This is a genomic window from Ensifer canadensis, assembly GCF_017488845.2.
Taxonomy (GTDB): Bacteria; Pseudomonadota; Alphaproteobacteria; order Rhizobiales; family Rhizobiaceae; genus Ensifer; species Ensifer canadensis.
In genome coordinates, this window is sequence record NZ_CP083370.1 from 1,643,768 (window position 1) to 1,666,088 (window position 22,321).

Genomic DNA, 22,321 nt, shown 5'->3' on the forward strand with positions numbered 1-22,321 from the left:
CGCAGCACCTTAGAGCGCTCTTTAATGAAAGCAACCCGCCGGCCCCACCCGGCTTTGTCTTACCTGATTCAGCGTCGGGTGCGACCATCGTATTGCTTGACTGTTTCGCCGCCGAACAGCAGGCGTTGCGGATTCTTGTCGAATGTCGAAATCGTATTCTCGAGGCTCTGCACGGTGCGACGTGTATCGGTCACCAGTGCCTCGACATCGCGAAGGCCGGAGCCGGAGAACCGCTTCAGATTGTCTGCAATCGGGCCGATCTGGGCGTTGAGGTTGTCGGCCATCTTGCGGAACGATTCGAGCGTGGTGCGCGCCTCGGCCGAAAGCGACGGTGCGTCGGCATCGCCGAGGAACCCATCGACCTTGACGAGGATGCTGTCGACGCGGCTGGAGGCAGCATTCAGCTTGCTGGCCATCTGGGTCACGTCGGTGATCGTGCGATCGATGTCCTGCTGGCGCGCCGTGATCTTCTCGGCAAACTGCGTGATGTTGGCGACCGTCCTGCGGGCGTCGGCACTTGCTGCCGAAATGTCGTTGACAACAAGTTCGACCTTCTGCTTGTCGACGGCAGCCACCAGCGTATCGACGCGCTCGAGCGTCTTCTGCGCATTCTTGCCGAACTGGTCATAGGTCTCGACCGTGCGCTTGAACGCTGCAATGGTTTCGGAAACGCCGCCTGAGGCGGCCTTCAGGTCATTGCTAAGCTGCTCAACGTTGCTGACGATATGATCGATCTTTTTCGGATCGACCGACTTCACCAGCACGTCGGCCGAGGCAAGGGTCGAATCAAGCTTCTTCGACGCGGCATTGATCGATGCCGAAAGCTCGGTCACGCTTTTCAGGAAGTCGTCGATTGCGCCGGAATTGTCGGCAAGCGCCTTGGAGAATTTCTCGGCATTGCCGATCGTGCTGGTCAGGGGGCCGCGCACGTCCTTGACGAAGCCCTGGATGTCGCTGATCGCATCGTCGGCGCGGTCCATGATCTTGTCCGCTGTCGCGAGCAAGCTGGTGACGCTCGACTGGTCGGCAAGAATGCGCGCCTGCGTACCATTTTCAACGGCGCTGCGCAGGATGTTCTCATCGCCCTTGTTGCCACCGCTCAGCTCGATATAGGCAGAACCCGTCAAACCTTGCACTTCGAGCGTCGCCTTGGTCGATTTCAGCACGGGCGCATCGATGGAGACTTCCGTGACAGCAATCGAGTAACGCGGATCGTTGGCGTCGATCGCCAGATTGCGCACCGAGCCGACGGGAATGCCGTTGAAGCGAACAGGCGAGCCGACGGAGAGCCCGTTGGCGGAACCCGGAATGTTGACGACCAGCTCGACCATCTCGCCGCTGCGGCCGTATTGCGACATCCAGTAGACGAAGCCGAAGGCAGCCGCGATCACGAACACCGTGAAGAAGCCGACAATGGCGTAGTTCGCTTTAGTTTCCATTCGTCCCGACTACCTCAGTGGCCATCCTATCGGCCGTTCTTCTGCTTCAGACACCCCGGAAGATGTCCAAGACACCCGGGATCGCCCGCCGGCTTCCTGACGCTATTCGTCGTGCCGCACGATCGACCGCGCCCGTTTGCCCCGGAAATAGGACTGCACCCAAGGATCGTCACAGGCCAACATGTCCTCGACGGTCCCCTCGACCAGAACCTTCTTGTTTCCGAGCACCGCAATGCGATCGCAAACCGAAAACAGGCTGTCGAGGTCGTGAGTCACCATATACACGGTCAATCCGAGCGTGTCGCGCAGCTTGGCGATCAACTCATCGAACTCGGCCGCGCCGATCGGGTCGAGGCCTGATGTCGGCTCGTCGAGAAAGACGAGATCGGGGTCGAGCGCGAGCGCGCGGGCAAGTGCGGCTCGCTTGATCATGCCGCCCGAAAGCTCGGATGGGTATTTGTCGGCCGCCTCCGGCGCCAGACCTACCAGCTCGATCTTCACGCGCGCCAGTTCGTCCATCAGGCTCTGCGGCAGGTCGAGATATTCGCGCATCGGCACCTGGATGTTTTCACGCACCGTGAGGGCCGAAAAGAGTGCGCCGTGCTGAAAAAGCACGCCGAGACGCATGTCGAGCGCGATCCGGTCAACCTCGGACATCCTGTCGTATTCCGCGCCAAGGATCTTGATCGTGCCGGAGCGCTTGGCCAGAAGCCGCAGCACCGTGCGCATCAACACCGACTTTCCGGTACCCGAGGCACCGACGAAGCCGAGGATTTCGCCGCGAAAAATCTCGAGGTTGAGCTTGTCGAGCACGATGTGGGAGCCGAAGCCGACCGTCAGGTCGCGCACGGACAGAACCGCTTCGTGTTCGTAGGCCGGATCCTGCTGTCTTTCCGTGGCTGCTGTGCTCATCGTTCCATCCGCCTCAGAAATCGATCGCTGCGTAGAACATGGCAAACAGGCCGTCGATCAGGATCACCACGAAGATCGATTTGACCACCGAAGAGGTCACGTGGCGGCCAAGCGATTCGGCGCTGCCGCCAACCTTCAGGCCTTCGACTGCCGCCACCACGCCGATGATCAGCGCCATGAACGGCGCCTTGATCATGCCTGCCGCAACCGATGAGAAATCCACGGCCTCCTGCAGGCGCGACAGGAAGGTCGCAACGGTGATGCCCGAATAGGTCCAAGCGACCAGCGCCGCACCGGTCAGTGCTGCGAAGTTGGCAATGATGGTCAGGAGCGGCAACGCGATCGTCAGCGCCACGAGGCGCGGAAACACCAAGACGCCGACGGGGCTGAGGCCCATGACCTTCAGCGCGTCCACCTCCTCGCGCATCTTCATCGAACCGATCTCGGCCGTGATCGCGCTGCCCGAACGCCCGGCGATCATGATGGCGGTCAGCAGCACGCCGATTTCGCGCAGTTGCAGGATGCCGACCAGATCGACGACGAAGACTTCGGCGCCGAAATAACGCAGCTGGAATGCGCCTTGCTGCGCAATGATCGCACCGATCAGGAAGGACATCAGCATGATGATCGGCACGGCCTTGACGCCCATGCGGTCGATCTGGTGAACGATGGCCGCCGGCGAGACGCCACTGTGCCGCCCGAGCTTGAGCTGGGCACCGCGAACCGCCGAGCCGAGAATGTACATCGCCGCGACGGTATCGTTCCAAGTGGCGATCATCACCTCGCCGACCGGTGCGAACAGCCGCTGGAACAGCGGAAGATGTTCGCTTTCGTCCTCCGGTGCCGGCAGTTCCGCCGGTAGCGCGCCGATCAGCTCGACATAGCGTTGACCGCCGTCGACGAACTGGATCTCGTCCTTTTCAGGTCCGGCAAGCCGCGTCATGAAGCGCCGGATGATCCAGGCGCCGGCCGTGTCCATAGCCGTCACACCCGACAGATCGAACTGCCTGACGCTGCTGCCCTTGCGCGCAAGCTGTTCGAGCTTGGCGGCCATGGCTTCAGCTGTCTCGTGCCGCCAGACGCCTGAAAAGACATACGCGCGTTCCGAGCCTCCGGCGTCTCCACTGAGCGCGACATCCGCAACGATCTTGGTCTGGGAACGCGTCACCTGGTCTCTGTCATCCCGATTTGCTAACCGCTCGTAAAAGCTTGCTCCGTCATAACGGCTCACATCCTTGATGTCATCCTGACGAAGCCGGTAACATCAAGACCTAAGCGCCAGATAGGCCCCGCCGGAGAAGATTTCATGTCAACTGTGCTCGAAGCGACAACCGAAGACTTCCCGATTGCGGGCACATTCACGATTTCACGCGGTTCGAAGACCACGGCAAGCGTCGTGACATGCCGAATCACCAAGGACGGCACCAGCGGTTGGGGGGAATGCGTACCCTATGGCCGCTACAACGAAACCATTGCCTCGGTGCTCGCCGAAATCGAAGCCATATGCCCGCAGATCGAACAAGGCCTGACGCGCCCGGAGCTACAGTCGGCGATGAAGCCGGGTGCGGCCCGCAATGCGGTCGACTGTGCGTTGTGGGATCTGGAAGCAAAGCAGAAAGGCAAATCTGTCCATGAGCTTGCCGGTCTCTCCTCACCTGGCACATTGACGACGGCCTATACGCTGTCGCTTGCCGAGCCCGATGCGATGCGCAACCAGGCCGCACAATATGCCCACCGCGCGCTGCTCAAGATCAAGGTCGGCACATCAGACGATGCCTCCCGCATCCGCGCCGTGCGCGAGGGTGCGCCGGAGAGCCGCATCATTCTCGATGCCAATGAAGGCTGGACGCCCGACAGCCTCGCCTATCACTTCGCCATCTGCGCCGAGCAGCGCATCGACCTGATCGAACAGCCGCTTGCCGCCGGCCATGATCAGGCCCTGGCCACGATCGCCCGCCCCGTTCCGGTGTGTGCCGACGAGAGCGTGCACGCGACCGGCGACCTCTCGGCCCTGGTCGATCGCTATGACGCCGTCAACATCAAGCTCGACAAGACGGGCGGCCTGACGGAGGCGCTTCGCATGCGCGATGCGGCAACGTCGCTCGGCCTCAAGGTGATGGTCGGCTGCATGGTCGGAACCTCGCTCGGCATGGCACCGGCAATCCTGGCGGCGCAGGGCGCGGATTTCGTCGATCTCGACGGGCCCCTGCTTCTGGCACGCGATCGCACGCCCGGCCTGCGCTACGAAGCCTCGCTGGTCTTTCCGCCGGAACCACGCCTCTGGGGCTGAAGATACCAGGCGGCAACGGCAAAGCAGCAGCCGGCAAAGGCGACGACCGACATCGAATAGAACCCGTTCACCCCGTACCAGGCGTAGAGATAGCCGGACAGGAAGGTGAGGATCGCCGTGAAAATGCCGGTGTAGAAGAAATAGAGCCCCTGGGCCGATGCCTCCTGCTCCTCGACGACGCGCTCCACCAGCTTGTTCTGCATGCCGGTGTGCATGATCGCATAGGTGAAGGCGTGGAAGCACTGCAGCACGAAATAGCCGGAAAAGCCGAGATCCATCGGGAAGATGATCCAGCGCACGACCGCCAGCGAGCAGCCGGACAGGATCATCGTCCAGACGCTGAAGCGGCGGATGATCGCCTTGGCGAAGATGAACATCGTCACTTCAGCAGCAACGCCGGCACTCCAGAGGATGCCGATCTCCGTGCCGCTATAGCCGATATGCTGCCAGTAGATTGCCGAGAAAGCGAAGAGCATGGCGTGGCTGGCGTTCACCAGCGTCACGCCGATCAGCAATAGCTGCAGATCGAGCTGGCGCAACGATTGCGGCGGAGGCTCGGTCAGCGCCGTGATCGGTGACGGGCGCCGCGGTCGGCCGACCTTTGGCGCCGCAAAGGCCATCAGGATCGTCAGGCCGAAACCGACCGCCATCGCCGGCAGCACCATGTCGCCACCGAAGATGCCGATCATCCAGCCGCCGAGCATGGTTGCGCCGATGAAGGCGACGGAACCCCAAAGCCGCATCTGCGCATAATCGAAACCCCAGCGCCGGACGCCGGAAAGCGCGATCGCCTCGACGATCGGCACATAGGGCGAATAGACCGCCGATTGCAGCGTATAGATGATCAGAACCGGCCAGAACTCCCGGGCGTAGAACAGCACGAAAGCCGTCGCCAGCGACAGGAAACCTGACCAGATCAAAACGATCGTGCGCTCTCCGAGCCGATCGGCGATCACACCGGCAATTGGCGCGGTGATCACGCGTACGAACATCGGCAGCGCCAGCACGACGCCGATCTCGAAATCGCTCATGGAAAGCGTGCTCAACCAGACCGGAAAATACGGCATTGCGAAACCGTTGACGATCAACGGAGCGCAGAAGAGCAAGGCGATGCGAAGCGCAAAATGACGCGGCGGAGGGCCCACAGTTGCGGGCGCTTGGGAGGGAATCATGGGAGAACCTGATGGCTATCGGCCAGCAATAGCATAGCCCGCTGCCGGATCGCCATAACCTAGATTTCACTACAAGCGACGCTTGCGCCCTCGCCGGCGTTCCCGTCAGGCTGCCCGTTGCGTCAGCAGGTGCGCCAGAAGCCGTTCGGCTTCGGCCGTTCCCTCGGCCTCTGCGACGCCGCCGCGCATCTGATGCCAGGTGATCAGTTCCATGGTGCCGTCGTGGTGTTCGGCGATCGCCGTGCAGCTTTCGACCCAGTCGCCCGTGTTGATGTAGCGCACGTCGCCGATATCCTCGATGACCGCATGGTGGATATGGCCGCAGATCACGCCCTGCGCATCATGCCGCCGCGCCTCGTCGGCAACCACCTTCTGGAACTCACCGATAAAGTTGACGGCGTGCTTCACCTGCAGCTTCGCCCAGGAAGAGAACGACCAATAGGGCATGCCGAGCCGGCGACGAACGGCGGCCAGGCCGATATTGATGGCGATCGCCGTATCGTAGGCCCAGTCGCCGAGATAGGCGAGGATGCGCGCATTGCGCACGACCACATCGAATTCGTCGCCATGCAGCACCAGATAGTTGCGGCCGTCGGCACCCTTGTGCATATGGCGCTGCGCCACTTCGATGCCGCCGAAGTGAACACCCGGGAAATCGCGCATGAACTCGTCGTGATTGCCGGGGATATAGATGATGCGCGTGCCCTTGCGCGCCTTGCGCAGCAGCTTCTGGACGACGTCGTTGCAGTTCTGCGGCCAGTACCAGCTACGCTTCAACCGCCAGCCATCGACGATGTCGCCGACGAGAACGATGGTCTCAGCCTCGTGATGGCGCAGAAAATCAATAAGAAAGTCGGTCTTGGCGGCCTTGGAGCCGAGGTGGACGTCGGAGATGAACAACGTCCTGAGGTGTCTTACGGAATTGATTTGCGGTGCCGCCATCATACCAGCCTCGTCTTGATTGAGCCTTCTGGGGCCCGTCAAAACCAGACTCGTGTTTCAGGAAGATGACACGGACGCCGGCCGCTTCGTCGCACCGGCTTAAAAGAACCGCGCAAAAACTGTACGCGGTTCGCAATTCATGCCACAAGGCCACGTCCAAAAAAGAGGAATGCAGACTATGAGCACGGGCGACAAAACGAAATCCCAGACAGGTCCGGTCAGCGGCGACATCGACCAGCAGGCCCTTTTCTTCCACCGTTACCCTCGCCCTGGGAAGCTCGAAATTCAGCCCACCAAGCCGCTCGGCAACCAGCGCGATCTCGCGCTCGCCTATTCGCCCGGTGTGGCTGCGCCCTGCATCGCCATCCGCGACAATCCTGAAACGGCTGCCGACTACACGGCACGCGCCAACCTTGTCGCGGTCATTTCCAACGGCACGGCCGTTCTCGGCCTCGGCAATATCGGTCCGCTTGCCTCCAAGCCGGTCATGGAAGGCAAGGCCGTCCTGTTCAAGAAATTTGCCGGCATCGACGTCTTCGACATCGAGATCGACGCGGCGAGCATCGAGCGTATGGTCGATGTCATCTCGGCGCTCGAGCCGACCTTCGGCGGCATCAACCTCGAAGATATCAAGGCGCCGGAATGCTTCGAGGTCGAGCGCCAGTTGCGCGAAAAGATGCAGATCCCCGTCTTCCATGACGACCAGCATGGCACCGCGATCATCGTTGCGGCCGCAATCCTCAACGGTCTGGAACTGGCCGGCAAGGACATCGCCAAGGCCAAGATCGTTACCTCGGGTGCAGGTGCCGCAGCGCTCGCCTGTCTCAATCTGCTGGTCACGCTTGGCGCCAAGACCGAAAACATCTGGGTGCACGACCTCGAAGGCCTCGTCTACAAGGGCCGCGAAGTGCTGATGGACGAATGGAAGTCCGTATACGCGCAGGAAAGCGACAACCGGGTATTAGCCGACAGTATCGGCGGCGCCGACGTTTTCCTCGGTCTTTCCGCCGCTGGAGTCCTGAAACCGGAACTGCTGGTGCAGATGGCCGAAAAGCCACTGATCATGGCGCTCGCCAACCCCACGCCCGAGATCATGCCGGAGGCAGCGCGCGCGGCGCGCCCCGACGCGATGATCTGCACCGGCCGTTCGGATTTCCCCAACCAGGTCAACAACGTGCTTTGCTTCCCGCACATCTTCCGCGGTGCGCTCGACTGCGGCGCAAGCACGATCAACGAAGAAATGAAGATGGCGGCGGTCCGCGCCATTGCCGGCCTTGCCCGCGAGGAGCCGTCCGACGTGGCCGCCCGCGCCTATTCCGGCGAGACGCCGGTCTTCGGTCCCGATTACCTGATCCCCTCGCCCTTCGACCAACGCCTGATCCTCCGGATTGCGCCGGCGGTTGCCAAGGCTGCCGAGGAAAGCGGCGTCGCCACCCGCCCGATCCAGGACTACGACGCCTATCTCGACAAGCTGAACCGCTTCGTCTTCCGCTCGGGCTTCATCATGAAGCCGGTCTTTGCCGCCGCCAAGAATGCGCAGAAGAACCGCGTGATCTTCGCCGAAGGTGAAGACGAGCGCGTGCTGCGCGCCGCCCAGGTGCTGCTGGAGGAAGGCACGGCCCGCCCGATCCTGATCGGTCGTCCGCAGATCATCGAGACGCGCCTGCGTCGCTACGGCCTGCGCATTCGTCCGGATATCGATTTCGAGGTGGTCAACCCCGAGGGCGACCCGCGCTACCGCGACTACGTCGAGGACTATTTCGCCCTCGTCGGCCGTCTCGGTGTCATTCCGGAAGCTGCCCGCACGATCGTCCGCACCAACACCACCGTCATTGGGGCGCTTGCCGTCAAGCGCGGCGAAGCCGATGCGCTAATCTGCGGTGTCGAAGGGCGTTACAGCAAGCACCTGCGCGACGTCTCGCAGATCATCGGCAAGCGCGACGGCGTGCTCGATTTCTCGGCCCTCAGCCTGCTGATCTCGCAGCGTGGCGCCACGTTCTTCACCGACACCTATGTCAGCTACTGCCCGAGTGCCGAAGAAATCGCCCAGACCACCGTCATGGCGGCGCAGGAGATCCGGCGCTTCGGCATCACGCCACATGCCGCCCTGGTCTCGCATTCGAACTTCGGCTCGCGCGATTCCGAGAGTGCCACCAAGATGCGCCAGGCGCTTCAGCTTGTGCGCGAACTCGCGCCCGATCTGGAAGTCGATGGCGAAATGCACGGCGATTCGGCCATCTCCGAAGTGCTGCGTCAGCGCGTCATGCCCGACAGCACGCTCTCGGGCGAAGCCAACCTGTTGGTCTTCCCGAACCTGGATGCTGCCAACATCACGCTTGGCGTCGTCAAGACGATGACGGACAGCCTGCATGTCGGACCGATCCTGCTCGGCTCAGCACTGCCGGCGCACATCCTGTCGCCGTCCGTGACCTCGCGTGGCGTCGTCAACATGGCGGCACTCGCCGTCGTTGAAGCCAGCCATCCGGGCTAGCGACGCCCTCGTTTTTAAGGGCCGCCGCACCCGGCGGCCCTGTGATGCTGCCGCGACCCTGGGCAACAACCATTGTTTGCAAGGGTCGACAATCCACAGCAAATCGGCTGTCGGTTCTGGACAAAAGGTGAACCCCCAACCATTGTGGGGTTTAGCGCAAAAATCGGTGTTGTGGCATGACTGAACAACAGGCTGTCCTCGACATGCTGGAAATTCTGGAATGCGGAGGCTGTGTCGAGCCGGCCCATTTCTTTACGTTGATGCGCCGTACCTTTCGCATCGCTCATCTCCTATATCTTGAAGCTGAGCCCTATGCCGACGAGCTCAAGATCTGCCGGTTGCACCACACGTTCGGTGCCTACGCGGCCGAGCTTTATCTGACGCGGGAGCTCTACCGTATCGACCCGATCCTCAAGCTGGCGCTCGGTGGCGTCAGGCCTGTCGAATGGACGACGGCGCGCCACCGCTTTCCCGAATGCGAGCCATTGTTCAAGACGGCCGAAGAGATCGGCCTTTCCAGTGAAGGCGTCGCCCTGCCGCTGCCCTCGCCGGCCGGCCGCACCGCCTTGCTGGCCATCAACGTCAATATGTCGGCCGCGGAGTGGTCGATCTATCGGCGCAACCACTTGCGCGACTTCCAGCTCGCCGCCAACCTGTTTCATGCCGGCATGCTTGAAAACGCCGCCATGACAGGGGGGCTGAACACGCGCGATACGCGCCTCACAGGTCGCGAAACCGAGGTTCTCACCTGGTCGGCGGCCGGCAAGAGCTATTGGGAAATTGCCACCATTCTCGGCATTTCCGAACGCACCGTGCGTTTCTTCATGACCAATGCCCGCCGAAAGCTCAATGTTGTCTCCAACACGCAGGCCGTGGCCCAGGCCGTTCGCCATGCACTGATCCCGACGGTTTGACCCACCCTCAAGACGCTCCTCCTTCGCTCATCTGAAAACCCGTCTATATTTAGTGGGAAAAAACGGTTTCCGGAACTGTCGGTAGTGACAGTTTCGCCCCTGCCTGAGGACTGACAGCATCACGCCATCCCCCAAAACAAGGATGGAGAAGAAGATGATCAGGATCCTCAACGGCAGGACACGCGGACAGCACCCACAGTCCATCGACGAGATGTTCAAGCTGCGCAAGCGCGTCTTCCACGATTTCCTGAAATGGGACGTGCAGACCGATGGGGAATGGGAGATCGACAATTACGACAAGTCGAATCCGCTCTATATTCTGTCCTATTCGCCGGAGACGGGAAAACTGCGCGGATCGCTGAGATTGCTGCCGACGCTCGGCCCCAACATGCTGGACGATACGTTCCCGATCCTGCTTGGCGACAACCCTGAGATCCGCAGCGCCTCGATCTGGGAATCGAGCCGCTTCTGCATCGACCCGGAGATTTCTCAGGACCGCGCCTCCAACCAGGTGACCGTCGCCGCCGCAGAACTGATGTGCGGTGTCGGCGAACTCGGGCTGGCCTCCGGCATCAGCCATATCGTCACGGTGACCGATGTCTTCCTCGAGCGGATGTTCCGCCGCATGGGTTGCCCCGGCGAGCGCATCGCTGACCCGCACCGGATCGGCTCGGTCTATGCCGTAGCGGTCGCCTGGGAAGTGACGCCGTCGCTGCTCAGCGCCATGAAGGCCGTAGCGGCGATCGAAGGCACGGTTCTTGAACGGCCGATGTCGCTGGAGACGGCACGCGCCGCCTGATCTCTAACGCTCCTTCCGTTCCTCCCACCGGACGGAGCTGTTAACGCAATGCGAGGCTTGTCGTTGCACCGGCGGCGACAAGCCTTATGATAGGGCTGAAACAGGAAGTGCCGACAGCGACCGAACCCGGACAACAAGGGTGGCGCCGTGCGGTTGCAGGAATGGACGTTCGCCCGTGTTCCGGAACATGAAAACCCTAGCCGCGGCGACCTTGCCGCTGCTTCTGGTTCTTGCCGATCAGGCGCTGGCCTCCAGCGTGTGCGACCGCCTGAACACTCGGCTCGCCGAACTGCCCGCCGCCATCGAAACTACGGCCGATACCCGCGATTATGCGAGCGCGATTTCCCGACAGAACATCGAATTGCGCCGGGCGCGCAACGATCGCCGACGCGCCGGCTGCGGCACAGGCAGCGTCGTCGTCTTCAACGGCGGCGACCCGGATATCTGCACAGACATCAACAGTCTGATCGCCGAGATGGAAGACAATCTGCGCATCCTCAAATCGGAGCGCCAGCAGCTGATGTCAGGCGATGGAGACGATACGCGCCGGCGCATCCTCGCCGCCCTCGAGATCAACGGTTGCTATGGTGGCAGCGAGGAATTTGCGACCGCCGACCCGGACGAGCCGGAAACGTACCGCAACATCCTGCGCGATCTGCCGCCGGACGAAAGCTACGGACCAATGCTGCGGGACGGCGAAATGGGCACCTACCCGCCGGAAAGCGGCGTCTATTCCGGCACGCTTCGCACCATGTGCGTGCGCACTTGCGATGGCGCCTTCTTCCCGATCTCGTCCGAGGCAAGCCCTGTGGACTTCGCCCGCGACGAGCAGGCCTGCCGCGCCCGCTGCCCGGGTGCCGAAACAGAACTATTTTTCCACGACCTGGCGACCGAGGAGAGCGACCAGATGGTCTCCGCCTCGACGGGACGCCCCTATAAAGAACTGCCAAACGCCTTTGCCTATCGGACGCGCGGCGTCGGCAAGCCGGGCATTTGCGGTTGCCAGATTCCAAAGATCGCGACGACGCCCAAGGCTTCCAGTGGCAACACTGGCAACAGCGAATCGTCGATCATCGTCATCGAGGGCAAGAAGGAAGCGGCCGCCCCTACCGCCAAGGCGGCTGCGGAGGAGCGCCCCTACGATCCCGCCAAGAGCAAGGTGCGGGTCATCGGGCCGACGTTCCTTCCCCAGGAGGAAACGTCGATCGACCTTCGCCATCCGAAGGGTCCGGGCTACCAGCCGGTTCAGAGCAACTGATCGCAGCGTCTGCCTTTCGGCAGGTTCCCCAGCCTTCCTCGAACACCAGCTCCTCCAGCGGCAGCCGCTGGCGCCAGCCCTTAACCGCAAGTTCCGGCTCCTGGTAAAGGCGATCGACATATCCGAGGCAAAGCCAGGCGACGATCACGACATGATCGGGAATGCCGAGGATCGCCTTGATCTCATTTTCATGAAAGATACTGACCCAGCCGACACCAACGCCTTCGGCGCGCGCCGCAAGCCAGAGGTTCTGCACGGCACAGACGGTGGAATAGAGATCCATCTGCGGGTTATGGGTGCGCCCGAGAACGACCGCTCCACCGCGCGTGCGGTCGCAGGTGACGCAGATGCTCAAGGGTGCCTTGCGGATCCCCTCCAGCTTCAGGGAGCGGTATTTCGCTTGGCGGTCGCCATCGAACATCAATGCCGCTTCGTCGTTGGCGCGGGAAAAGGCCTGCCATACCCGCTCGCGGGTTTCGGCCTGCCGGACCACGACGAAATTCCACGGTTGCATGAAACCCACCGATGGCGCCCGGTGCGCAGCATTGAGCAGGCGCATCACCACATCGTCAGGCAAGGGTTCGGCCAGGAACTGATCCCGCACGTCCCGGCGCGTTTCGATGGCTCGATAGACGGCTTCGCGCTCGTCGGATGAAAAGGCTTCTGCAGCCGCAAGGCCGCCATTAGCGTCAGTCAGCATCGTTCGATCCCCAACAATGCACAACCTTCCGCCGTCCGCGCGGATATCGGTCTATCTTGCCAGGCCGGTCTTCTGACTTCGGATCAACCGGCCGCCTCACCTTCCCAGATCACATGAAGATCCAGTGGCAAGATCTTGAGCAAGCTCAAAATCCCTAGAGGCAGTCGTCCCCGTCACAGCGTTGGGCACGTTCCGGAATAACACCGGATTCCCGATTCTCCCGCGTTGCGGGCACCTGACGGCGTCATAAGGGCACAGCCCACAGGGAATGACAAGCAAGTCCGGCGTCGCTTGCCGGTCACTCCACAGGGCCTCGCGACAGCGTCAGATGTCAGAGCGGCGCGACCGGATGCGGCGAGCCGTCATAGCCGCCCCACACCGACTGGTCGAAGCAGATGACCGACCCCGTCATCAGGCCGGACTCATCCGACGAGAGATAGGCGCAGGCACGCGCGACTTCCTTGGGGTCGACAAGCCGACCGAAGGGTTGGCTGGCGGCCGCCTTTTCGAGCCAGTCGTCTGCCGCCCCATGAAATTCGCGCTGGATGCGGTCTTCCCCTTCGGACGCCATCCAGCCGATATTGAGGCCATTGACGCGAATGCGGTTGCGCAGCAGCGCATAGGAGGTGTTCTTGGTCAGCGTCTCCAGCGCCCCCTTCGACGAGCAATAGGCGGCGATAAACGGCTGACCGGCCATCGCCGACATCGAGCCAATATTGACGATGGTGCCCTGCGTGCCCTCCCGCCGCATCAGCTTTACCGCTTCCTGCATCAGGAAGAACGGTGCGCGCACATTGACAGCGAACATCCGGTCGAACAGTTCGGGGCTGGTGTCCAGGATGGTGCCGCGATCGGTGATCGCCGCCGCATTGACCAGCGCATCGACGCGCCCGAATGTGGCGTCGCAGGCGCTGACGACCTTGCGCGCGTCCTCGACCTTTTCGAGGTCTGCCTCGACATAAAGTACCTGCGCGCCGGTTGCCTTGCGGATCTGCTCGGCCTTCGCTTCGCCCTTGGCAACGTTGCGTCCACAGATGACGACACCTTTAGCCCCACGTTCCGCAAACAGGTTGGCGATCGTTGCGCCCAGCCCCTGCGTCCCGCCGGTGACGATGGCGATCTTGCCGTCGAGACGGCCATATTGCTCGGTCATGAAAGTCCTCCCAGAATTGAAAGTGAGATGAAAACAGGGCGACCGGCCCCCGCCGCAGAACGCCGGGGACCGGAAAGATCGATTCTGCCGTTCAGCTCAGCTTGCGCTGTGCCTGCTCGCCAAGCGCGCTTCTGAAATCCGCATCGCTCCACCTGCCTGCCAGCGCCTCATGCATCAGTTGCGCCTGGGTCTTCGGCGCGAGACCGCCCAGCGGCGGATCGCGATCGAGATTGGTCGGGAAGGAATAGCCCTCGGCACAGGACGCAATCGCATTGGCCGCCTCATCGGCCGAAAGCGTGCCGGATGCCACGAGTGCGGTCAGCGCCGGGTAGAGGGCTGCACTCATCCTGGCGCGATCGACGGTCTCCATCGCCCTCCCGAAGGCCGAGGAGACCTGGAGCAGGTTGGCGACGCGCTTGATATCAGTCGAATGATTGCTGCCGGCCGCATGGAAGAGAGCCGGGTTGAAGAAGACGACATCGCCCTTTTCCAACGGCAGCTGCACGTGATGCTGGTCGAAATAGGCCCGGAACTCCGGACGTTTCAACGCGAGATAGCCGGGCACGTAGGTCTGGCTATAGGGAAGGAAAAGCGTTGGACCGCTCTCGATCGGCATGTCGCAATGGGCAACGGCACCTTGCAACGTCAGCACCGGCGACAGCCTGTGCACATGAACAGGATACTGCTCGATGACATCAGAGGTCTGGAATCCCAGATGATAGTCGCGATGGGCCGCCTGCGACGCGCCGCCGGGATTGACGCGATTGACCTGCGCCGTCAGCTGGTAGTTCGGACCAAGCCAGGCTTCGCTGACGAGCGCGATGATGGCGTTGGCGTAATAGGCGGCAAAGTTCTCAGGGCTTTTCAGGCAGTGTTTTTCGAGCGAATTCCAGATCCTGTCGTTAGCGCCGGGCTTGGCAAAGTGGTCGCCGCCGCCACTGTTGGTGCGGTGTTGCTCGTCGATGATGGCGTCAAAGATGCCGCTGGCCGCATCGATGACTGATGTGTCGGCATAGGCGTGCTTGAACACCGCCACCCCGGGCCCGGTTGCCAGCACCTCGCAGATTTCGGCCAGGGCAGCGCGGCGCCCCTCGGTCGTGGCGCAGGCGGCAACCAGGCTGGCGCTGTCATAGATCAGCACATTTTTCTCGCAGGCGAGCGCGTGTGGATAATCAGCAAGGTTCGTCTGCCGCTCCACCTCCGCACGGAACGCCTCGATGTCGCAGGCATCCTCGCTCAGCCACACACGGTCGAGGCGCTGGCGCGCCCTGTTGTCGGTCTTCATCTCGTTCCTCCTCAGAAACTTTCGATGTCCCGACTATAGGCGGCGTGAGATCGTGATATAGAGCAGGAATCCATCAAAAAACCATCAGGAGAGTTCGTCGTTGGCACATCCGTTTCTGGTCAAGGATATCGCCTTTCAGGCGGGACTCAGCACCGCGACCGTCGACCGCGTCCTGAATGAACGTCCCGGCGTGCGCCGGCAGACGGCAGCCCGCGTGCGAGCCGCCATCCGCGAGCTGGAGAAGCAGCAATCGGGATCGGAGATGCAAGGCCAGAAGCGCGCGATCGATATCGTGATGGAGGCGCCGGAGCGCTTCACCGAGGCGGTCAGGCAGGCGTTCGAAACCGAGGCGCCGACCTTCATGCCGACCACGTTTCGCTGCCGGTTCCATTTTGCCGAGATCATGCGGCCGCACGACATCGCGCAGCTGCTCGACCGCGTCCGCCTGCGTGGGACCGACGGCGTCGTGTTGAAGGCACCTGATGTGCCCGAAATCGTTGGCGCCGTCGCCCGCCTCGAACAGGCGGGAATTGCGGTCGTCGCGCTTGTCACCGATCTGCCGAACTCGGCGCGCACCGCCTATGCCGGGGCCGACAACCGCGCGGCCGGCGAGACGGCGGCCTATCTCGTGGGCGAACGGTTCGCCGGGCAGGCAGCAACCGTGCTCGTGACGATTTCGAGCAGCCGTTTTCGTGGCGAGGAGGAACGCGAAATCGGCTTTCGCCGGGTGCTCCGCGAGCACTATCCGGCGATCCGCATCGTCGAGATCAGCGAAGGCTACGGCAAGGACGCCGAAACCGGTGTTCTTGCAGCAAGAGCGCTTGCGACAGACGCCGACATCAATGCCGCCTATTCGATCGGCGGCGGCAACCGCGCCGTGCTGGCCGCCTTCGAGCGCCTCGGCCGCGACTGCAGCCTGTTCATCGCTCATGACCTCGACCAGGACAATCTGGCGCTGCTGCGCCAACGCCGGATCCATTTCGTCCTGCATCATGACTTGCGCAGCGACGCCCGCATGACTTTTCGCGCTATTCTCGCACGACGGAGCGGCGCCGGGCAAAAGCTGGGCGGAAGCCGACTGTCGGCCGTCGAGGTGATTACACCCTACAACGTGCCCATCATTTGAAAGGCGGGCCCCGCGACGACACGGGGCCGGTCTCTCACTCCGGCAAAAGCACGATCTTTCCGGAAAAGCTGCGGTCTTCGAGCCGCGCATGGGCTGCCGCACCGTCCGACAGTGCGAAGGTCTCGATGCGCGGACGTTCGATGATACCAGCGCGCAGGGCCTGGAACAGACGCTCTGCCCGGCTTAGCCGTTGCTGCCGGTCTGTCAGAAAATCCCAGAGATCGCCGCCAACGACGGTTTTCGAATTTTCCATGAGATAGCGCGGATCGACCAGCGGCGCCGGCCCACCCGCCATGCCGAATGTCACCAGCGTGCCGCGCGAGCGCACCGCCGAGAGACTGTCGAGCAAGGTTATGCCGACCGAATCATAGGCGACATTGACCCCACCGGCGCTCAAGGTGCGCACCTTGTCCGGCCAGCCCTCGTCATATCCGAGCGCATGGGCAGCACCGGCGGCCTTGGCAAGGGCCTGCTTTTCCAGCGTCGAGGCCATGGCGATGACGCTTGCGCCCCGCGCGATGGCGAGCCGGATCAGCAATTGCCCAACGCCACCGCCTGCCGCCTGGACAAGAACCGTGTCACCGGCCCGGACGCTATAGCTGTCCTCAACCAGATACTGCGCCGTCAGCCCCTGCAGCAGGAGCGCTGCCGCCGCCTCGAAGCCGATATCAACAGGAAGCGGAATCGCCCGCTCCAAAGGCACGGTCACCCGCGTTGCATTGGCAAACGGCACGTCGGCAAACCCTATCCTGTCGCCGAGGGCGATGCCTTCAACGCCTTCACCGACCGCGATGACCTCACCGGCCCCTTCATAGCCGGCAATAAAGGGTGCCTTGCCGGCGAGCACATAATTGCCCTTGCGCCGGTAGATGTCGGCGAAGTTCAGCCCGATCGCCCGCATGGCGAGCTGGATGTGGCCGGGCGGCACGGCCGGGTCGGCAACCTCGCGGTAGCTCAGCACCTCGGGCCCACCGAACGAGTCGAACACCAATGCATGCATGATCACTTCCCCCTATCGGATGAGCGTACGGACGAATTCGTCGCCGAGCCCGACGGACTTACAGTGTGCCGCATACCGATCGAGCCTGACGAGCACATCGTCATACCCTTCGGCGTTGCCGTCCTCGTCGAGATAGACCAGGGGGCCGAACACATGGAACAGCGCCTTCATATGCCCGGCCTCCGGATGCACGTAGAGCGTATGAATGTCTCCCGCCGGCTCGAAGATGAAGGTGCCGCGTCGTGCTATCCAGTCGCGCTCACGATACCCCCAAGTGCCCTCGAGCGTCCAACCGGTAACCGGATTGGAATGGCGATGCCGCTCGATCGTGCCGGCTCCCTTCGCCTTGAAGAGGCTGACCCAGCTCCCGCCGCGCACGTCAAACAGCAAGGGCAAGGAAAAGGCACTGTCGCCAAATGGCAGCCATCGCCGCTCGTCGGCCTCCGCATCGGCAACGAGCAGCTCGTCTACTCCATATCTGCTTTCGGCAATGTTGATCACAGTCCATCCTCCCGTTAACTTCAACAATTGGGAATTATCTACTATAGTGGATTTCGTCAACAGAATTGAGAATCGTCGATTTTGCCTCTATCTGTTGCGCGAGGAGACGCCATGCCGAAGCTGACCATCACCCGCCGCCCCGCCGAACAGAGATTGCGCACGACTGAGGAGCGTCCGGCCGAACTCGGTGCAAGGGTCAAGGAGCTCAGAATCGCGCGCGACTGGACACTAGAAGAGGCGAGCCAGCATATCGGCCTGTCGCGTTCGGCCCTGTCGAAGATTGAGCGCAACGAGATGTCACCGACGTTCCACGCCATGCAGAAGTTGGCAGCTGGATTCTCGCTCGACCTCCTGAGTTTTCTCGCCTCCGGCGAGGCAAGCCCGCCTGCCGGTCGGCGCAGCATCACCCGACAGGACGATGGTACCCGCCACGAAACGCCGAACTATGGTCTGCGGCTGTTGATGGAAGAGGTCCGCAACACCGCCTTCATGGCGGTGGAGGTTCTGGTCAGAGCACGATCGCTCGACCAGTTCCCGGATTGGGACCGGCATGACGACGAGGACTTCATGTATGTTCTCGAAGGCGATATCACGCTCTACACCGAACACTACGCGCCAGCCGTGCTGAAATCCGGCGACGCCGTCTACTTCGATGCGCGCCTTGGCCACGCCTGCATATCGACCAGCGACAACGATGCCCGGCTGTTGTGGGTGACCGCTCCGCTTGGCGGGCGCTTCAGCCGTTCAGACGATGACCATGCCGATGGAACGGCGTCGGCCTGACAGCTCAGCCGGTATGGCGCCTGTCAGCCTCATCGTCCGGCGCATCGTTGTTTTCCGTCGAAAGGTCGTCGGCCGTCTGGACGCGGTTGCGTCCCCGTCGCTTGGCCAGATAGAGCGCCTCGTCGGCTACAGCCAGCAACGACCGAGCAGTACGGCCATGCCTCGGCGCAAAGGCCACACCAATGCTACCGCCGATACGCAGCACCTGCCCCTCGAACTCGATTGGCGTCTGCGCATCGTTGACGAGACCGGTGGCAAGTTCGGACGCATCCTTGCCGGTTGACCGCAGGATGACGGCAAATTCATCGCCGCCAAGGCGGGCAACAGTTCCGCGCGCACCAACCCGCAGGCGGTAACGTTCGGCCATCGTCACCAAGACTGCGTCACCCGCCGCATGGCCGTGCTCATCGTTGACGGCCTTGAACTCGTCGAGATCGGCAAAGATCAGCGCGAATGGACGTTTTTTGACGTCGAGCAGGGCCGCAGCGAGCACTTCGTCGAAGCCGCTGCGATTGAGCAGCCCGGTGAGACGATCGTGTTTCGCCATGTGGCGGTTTCGCGCCTCGCTCTGCTGCAGGGCGGAAAAGACGGAGGAGAACCTGAGGGCCACAAACGCCATCAGCAGGGTAGCCGCGATCGCGATGACGATGACGCTCGGCAGGATTTCCGCGCGGACGAAGCCGCCGGGCGATTTGGGCGTCCAGGCGACGACAAGGCATGAGACATCAGCGCAGCGACCGGCGGAGACGTGCACGCCGTCGGCCGGCCGCTGTGACAATGGCACGAAAGCGAGGCCGGTTACGCCAAGCTTTGCCTCGATTTCGCGCAGCGACCGCGCCGTCAGCGGGCGAACCGAAACCATGAACACCGGCTTGCGGCGTTCGGCCGGCAGCTGCAGCGTTTCCGGGATGACGGCCTGAACGACGGCTATGCTCATCTGGCCCTCGATCTGGCGCATATCCACGGCATGAATGCCGGGCACGATCGGCGTGACCGATTGCCGATCAGGCTGGGGGATATCGAGCGTATAGGTGCCGTTGTTGTTTCTCAACGCGTTGTCGTAGCGGCGTCGGGCTTCGTCGAGCAGATCTTCGACGTCGTGAAGCGGGGCATCGGCCGCCTCCGCCGGCACGACCAGCCCATCCTTCACCGCGGTCGAGACATGCCCGTCGGCATCGCTGACGATCAGCCAGGAAAAGCCGTAGTCCTCCCACAGCCAACCCGCCAATTCCGGGGCCACAAAGGTATCGCTCAGCCGTCCGGCCGCAAGTTCCGCATAGGTCGCATTCCAGAAGGAAACCTGGGCCTGAAACTGGACGGCGGCTTCCATCTGGTGCCGCAATTCGATTGCCACCAGCCGGCGTTCCGCCGAAAGACCGAAGCGATCGGCCTCGACGACGGAGCGGTTGAGAACGAAGATGAGGCTGGCGATCGTCAGGATCGCGACCAGGGTACAGGCCGCATGGATCGCCCACACCGCCCTGTTGCGCTTCGGTTGCCGAAACTTTTGCTCGATCACGCCAGCGCCCCCTCACCGGACCAGCCGTCAAAGGCGAGGGGTGGCACCGGTCAGACGCCACCCTAAAGATCAAAGCAGAAATTTAGTTTAAGCAAGCTGGTATTTGAAAGCCTTAAAGACTTCAACCGCCTAGTAAAGCCGACAATCACCAGTCGTGCGACTGTTAGTTGGACTGCACAGCCGGACGCAACAAGGAGACGATTTCGTCGTCGCCTTCGTCGCGCGCCAGGTCGCGGATCGACCTCGTACCAGTACCATCACGCAGGTTGGCGTTCGCGCCTTTTTCGAGCAACAGCTTCACCACGGATGGCCTCCTGTTGACGACAGCGATAGCGAGCGGCGTCATCCAGTCGCTCTGCGGGTTTGGCCGCCCACGCCCACGGAACTGACCGAAGGGGATGTCGAGCAACTCCGGCTTTTCATTGACGATCTCGAGCACCCGCTCTCCCTTGTCGAAGGCAGCGGCCGCAAACAGGTCGAGCGGCTGTGTCTCGAGGAAGCGCACCATATCGGCCTTGCCGTTGTATTCGGCCCAGCCGATCGGCGGTGCGTGATGATACGGGTCGCGCGCCATGGCCGAGCGACAGCATCAGCGCCACCTGGGCCGGCTGGGCTTCACCCGCAGCCTCATGCAGGATCGCCGGATGGGCCGCCTGCGTGCGCGAAACAAGCGCCGCATCCCCGGCTGCCAGCGCCTTTGCCGCCGTCGCATTTCCCTCACCGATCGCCCGCGCGAGGCGATCGACATCGGTGAGTTCCGCGACCGTGGCGCCATGGGCCACCAGATAGCCGGCAAGGGTCGGATCACCGCCGAGCTCGGCCCATTGGTAGGGCGTGCGACCTTTCACGACGCGGTTTACGTCGGCCCCATGCTCGACCAGCAGCCGCACACGGTCCGTCATCTTCTTTTCCAGCGCCCAGGCAAGTTGATAGTCGAAGACCCTTTCGCTGTTCTCGATCAACTGACCGTCTTCGCGGACAAGCCAGTTGTTCCTGTCCTTTGCGCTTAGCCCATACCGCAACAAAAGACCGATGAAGGTGTTATCGGGCTCGAACATGCGGTTATAGAGCGCCTGGCTATCATTGGCCGTAGCGCCGGCCTTAAGCAGGAGTTCGGCAAAGGCGACGCAATCCGGATGTTCTGGCTGACGCTCTTTGCCCGCCTCGCCCTGGCCGAAGACGCCCGTCAGCGCGGTAAAACGATATTGCCCGTCGTCCATCCAGAAGGCATTGGCATCGGCGCCACACGCAATGAGCCGTTCAGCCGCTGCAAGGGAAGATCTGCCGGGAACGCGGGCATAGGCCGCGTAGAGCAGAGGCTCCCAATCGTAAGGCCCACCACGCTTGCCGGAGAGTTTCGGATCCGTGTCGAGCCAACGGTCGATGGCGTCGCCATCGCCAAGAGCGGCTGCTACATGGATGCTTTCACGGGCAATTTCTGGATGCTCGTCGAGCAAGGCTTTCGCCTGGGCATATCGCTCCGGGTCCGCAGCGATGTCGCCGAAATAGGACACGGTCGCCAATGCGAGGAAGCGATTGGCAAGCTGTTCGGTGGCGGGCTTGCCGCCCTGAGCGCGTTCGAGATGCGTTTTCAATCGGGTCCAGCTGGAGAAGCCGAACTCCCGGGCGATGACCAGTTGGGCATCCTGCAGGCCGATTGTGGCCGGCTCGGAGAAATAGGACAGCGCCCGCTGGCGTGCCGCGGCATCGCCAGCCTTCAGGGCTTTGTGAAAAGCCTTGGCCTGCTTGCGGATGGAATAGAGGGTAGCGTTCGCGGAAAGATCGCGCGTGATCATGAAAGACCTCCTTTCATTCACGTCCGGTATCCGCGCCCACAGACTGAAAAGAGGTGTGGCAACCAAGTCCAGTGAAACAGGTGGGTCTGGCCCTTCCCGCGGATCGGGTGCGCCCTGCGAACGACACGATCGCTAGCACGCAGCCGATATTCTTGTCCACTGCATGTTTCCTTAAATCCTATCCGATTTAAGGATAAAACATGCAGCAATTCAAAGTGCTACAGCGACCTTTGCGCGTCTG

Annotated in this window: 20 protein-coding genes and 1 riboswitch; of the genes, 7 read left to right on the plus strand and 13 right to left on the minus strand. The window is 62.2% G+C overall.

All coding sequences use genetic code 11. The features are described from left to right. Positions 1–68 precede the first annotated feature (68 nt). From J3R84_RS08055 to J3R84_RS08065, 3 genes are all read right to left on the minus strand, one after another. On the minus strand, positions 69–1,439 hold the full coding sequence (locus tag J3R84_RS08055; protein WP_025427209.1) for an MlaD family protein: 1,371 nt from the start codon (positions 1,437–1,439) through the stop codon (positions 69–71). 102 nt (positions 1,440–1,541) lie between these two features. Then, a complete protein-coding gene (locus J3R84_RS08060) occupies positions 1,542–2,351 on the minus strand; it encodes an ABC transporter ATP-binding protein (RefSeq protein WP_057208693.1) in 810 nt (269 codons plus the stop codon). Positions 2,352–2,364: 13 nt separating this feature from the next. Further along, complete coding sequence (locus tag J3R84_RS08065; protein ID WP_025427211.1) at positions 2,365–3,519, minus strand: ABC transporter permease; 1,155 nt, start codon at positions 3,517–3,519, stop codon at positions 2,365–2,367. Positions 3,520–3,657: 138 nt separating this feature from the next. Between J3R84_RS08065 and dgcA the strand changes: the two genes are divergently transcribed. Further along, the gene (gene dgcA, locus J3R84_RS08070; RefSeq protein ID WP_025427212.1) at positions 3,658–4,641 is read left to right on the plus strand and encodes an N-acetyl-D-Glu racemase DgcA; all 984 of its coding nucleotides are present in this window, start codon (positions 3,658–3,660) and stop codon (positions 4,639–4,641) included. Here the strand turns inward: dgcA and J3R84_RS08075 are convergent. Both J3R84_RS08075 and J3R84_RS08080 read right to left on the minus strand, forming a co-directional pair. Then, complete coding sequence (locus tag J3R84_RS08075; protein WP_025427213.1) at positions 4,593–5,813, minus strand: MFS transporter; 1,221 nt, start codon at positions 5,811–5,813, stop codon at positions 4,593–4,595. The two genes, dgcA and J3R84_RS08075, sit on opposite strands and share 49 nt — an antisense overlap. A gap of 105 nt (positions 5,814–5,918) precedes the next feature. Then, positions 5,919–6,758 carry a UDP-2,3-diacylglucosamine diphosphatase gene (locus J3R84_RS08080; protein WP_025427214.1) on the minus strand — a complete coding sequence of 280 codons (840 nt, stop codon included), beginning with the start codon at positions 6,756–6,758 and terminating at the stop codon, positions 5,919–5,921. Positions 6,759–6,933: 175 nt separating this feature from the next. Between J3R84_RS08080 and J3R84_RS08085 the strand changes: the two genes are divergently transcribed. The 4 genes from J3R84_RS08085 to J3R84_RS08100 all read left to right on the plus strand — a co-directional run bounded on the left by J3R84_RS08085 (position 6,934) and on the right by J3R84_RS08100 (position 12,217). Next, positions 6,934–9,246 carry an NADP-dependent malic enzyme gene (locus tag J3R84_RS08085; protein ID WP_025427215.1) on the plus strand — a complete coding sequence of 771 codons (2,313 nt, stop codon included), beginning with the start codon at positions 6,934–6,936 and terminating at the stop codon, positions 9,244–9,246. A gap of 176 nt (positions 9,247–9,422) precedes the next feature. After that, positions 9,423–10,160: a helix-turn-helix transcriptional regulator gene (locus J3R84_RS08090; RefSeq protein ID WP_025427216.1), complete on the plus strand. Its 738-nt coding sequence runs from the start codon at positions 9,423–9,425 to the stop codon at positions 10,158–10,160. 154 nt (positions 10,161–10,314) lie between these two features. Then, positions 10,315–10,959: an acyl-homoserine-lactone synthase gene (locus J3R84_RS08095; RefSeq protein ID WP_025427217.1), complete on the plus strand. Its 645-nt coding sequence runs from the start codon at positions 10,315–10,317 to the stop codon at positions 10,957–10,959. A gap of 187 nt (positions 10,960–11,146) precedes the next feature. After that, the gene (locus J3R84_RS08100) at positions 11,147–12,217 is read left to right on the plus strand and encodes a DUF2865 domain-containing protein (protein ID WP_025427218.1); all 1,071 of its coding nucleotides are present in this window, start codon (positions 11,147–11,149) and stop codon (positions 12,215–12,217) included. Here J3R84_RS08100 and bluB read toward each other — a convergent pair. The 3 genes from bluB to J3R84_RS08115 form a co-directional block, all read right to left on the minus strand. Next, a complete protein-coding gene (gene bluB / locus J3R84_RS08105; protein ID WP_057214315.1) occupies positions 12,126–12,917 on the minus strand; it encodes a 5,6-dimethylbenzimidazole synthase in 792 nt (263 codons plus the stop codon). The two genes, J3R84_RS08100 and bluB, sit on opposite strands and share 92 nt — an antisense overlap. A 45-nt stretch (positions 12,918–12,962) precedes the next feature. Beyond that, positions 12,963–13,171, minus strand: a riboswitch (cobalamin riboswitch). A 77-nt stretch (positions 13,172–13,248) separates the two neighbouring features. Then, positions 13,249–14,070 (minus strand): SDR family oxidoreductase, encoded by an 822-nt coding sequence (locus J3R84_RS08110; protein WP_025427220.1) that lies wholly within the window; start codon positions 14,068–14,070, stop codon positions 13,249–13,251. A gap of 91 nt (positions 14,071–14,161) precedes the next feature. After that, entirely contained in the window at positions 14,162–15,355 is a 1,194-nt protein-coding gene (locus tag J3R84_RS08115; protein WP_057208695.1) for a phytanoyl-CoA dioxygenase family protein, read from the minus strand. A 100-nt stretch (positions 15,356–15,455) separates the two neighbouring features. Here J3R84_RS08115 and J3R84_RS08120 point away from each other — a divergent pair, with 100 nt between their 5' ends. Further along, positions 15,456–16,481: a LacI family DNA-binding transcriptional regulator gene (locus J3R84_RS08120; protein ID WP_025427222.1), complete on the plus strand. Its 1,026-nt coding sequence runs from the start codon at positions 15,456–15,458 to the stop codon at positions 16,479–16,481. 34 nt (positions 16,482–16,515) lie between these two features. Here J3R84_RS08120 and J3R84_RS08125 read toward each other — a convergent pair whose 3' ends face one another. Next, positions 16,516–17,481 (minus strand): quinone oxidoreductase family protein, encoded by a 966-nt coding sequence (locus J3R84_RS08125; RefSeq protein ID WP_025427223.1) that lies wholly within the window; start codon positions 17,479–17,481, stop codon positions 16,516–16,518. A 12-nt stretch (positions 17,482–17,493) separates the two neighbouring features. Further along, positions 17,494–17,982, minus strand: coding sequence for a 2,4'-dihydroxyacetophenone dioxygenase family protein (locus J3R84_RS08130; RefSeq protein ID WP_025427224.1), 489 nt, complete (start codon positions 17,980–17,982; stop codon positions 17,494–17,496). Positions 17,983–18,093: 111 nt separating this feature from the next. On the opposite strand from J3R84_RS08130, the gene J3R84_RS08135 reads away from it, so the two are divergent. Beyond that, a complete protein-coding gene (locus J3R84_RS08135; RefSeq protein ID WP_025427225.1) occupies positions 18,094–18,765 on the plus strand; it encodes a helix-turn-helix domain-containing protein in 672 nt (223 codons plus the stop codon). 4 nt (positions 18,766–18,769) lie between these two features. On the opposite strand, the gene J3R84_RS08140 is transcribed toward J3R84_RS08135, so the two are convergent. The 3 genes from J3R84_RS08140 to J3R84_RS08150 form a co-directional block, all read right to left on the minus strand. Next, on the minus strand, positions 18,770–20,284 hold the full coding sequence (locus J3R84_RS08140) for a sensor domain-containing diguanylate cyclase (RefSeq protein WP_203529154.1): 1,515 nt from the start codon (positions 20,282–20,284) through the stop codon (positions 18,770–18,772). 163 nt (positions 20,285–20,447) lie between these two features. Next, positions 20,448–20,723 carry an ankyrin repeat domain-containing protein gene (locus J3R84_RS08145; protein WP_239637570.1) on the minus strand — a complete coding sequence of 92 codons (276 nt, stop codon included), beginning with the start codon at positions 20,721–20,723 and terminating at the stop codon, positions 20,448–20,450. Then, complete coding sequence (locus tag J3R84_RS08150) at positions 20,704–22,080, minus strand: ankyrin repeat domain-containing protein (RefSeq protein WP_225906458.1); 1,377 nt, start codon at positions 22,078–22,080, stop codon at positions 20,704–20,706. Before J3R84_RS08150 ends, J3R84_RS08145 begins: the two co-directional genes overlap by 20 nt. Positions 22,081–22,321 lie beyond the last annotated feature (241 nt).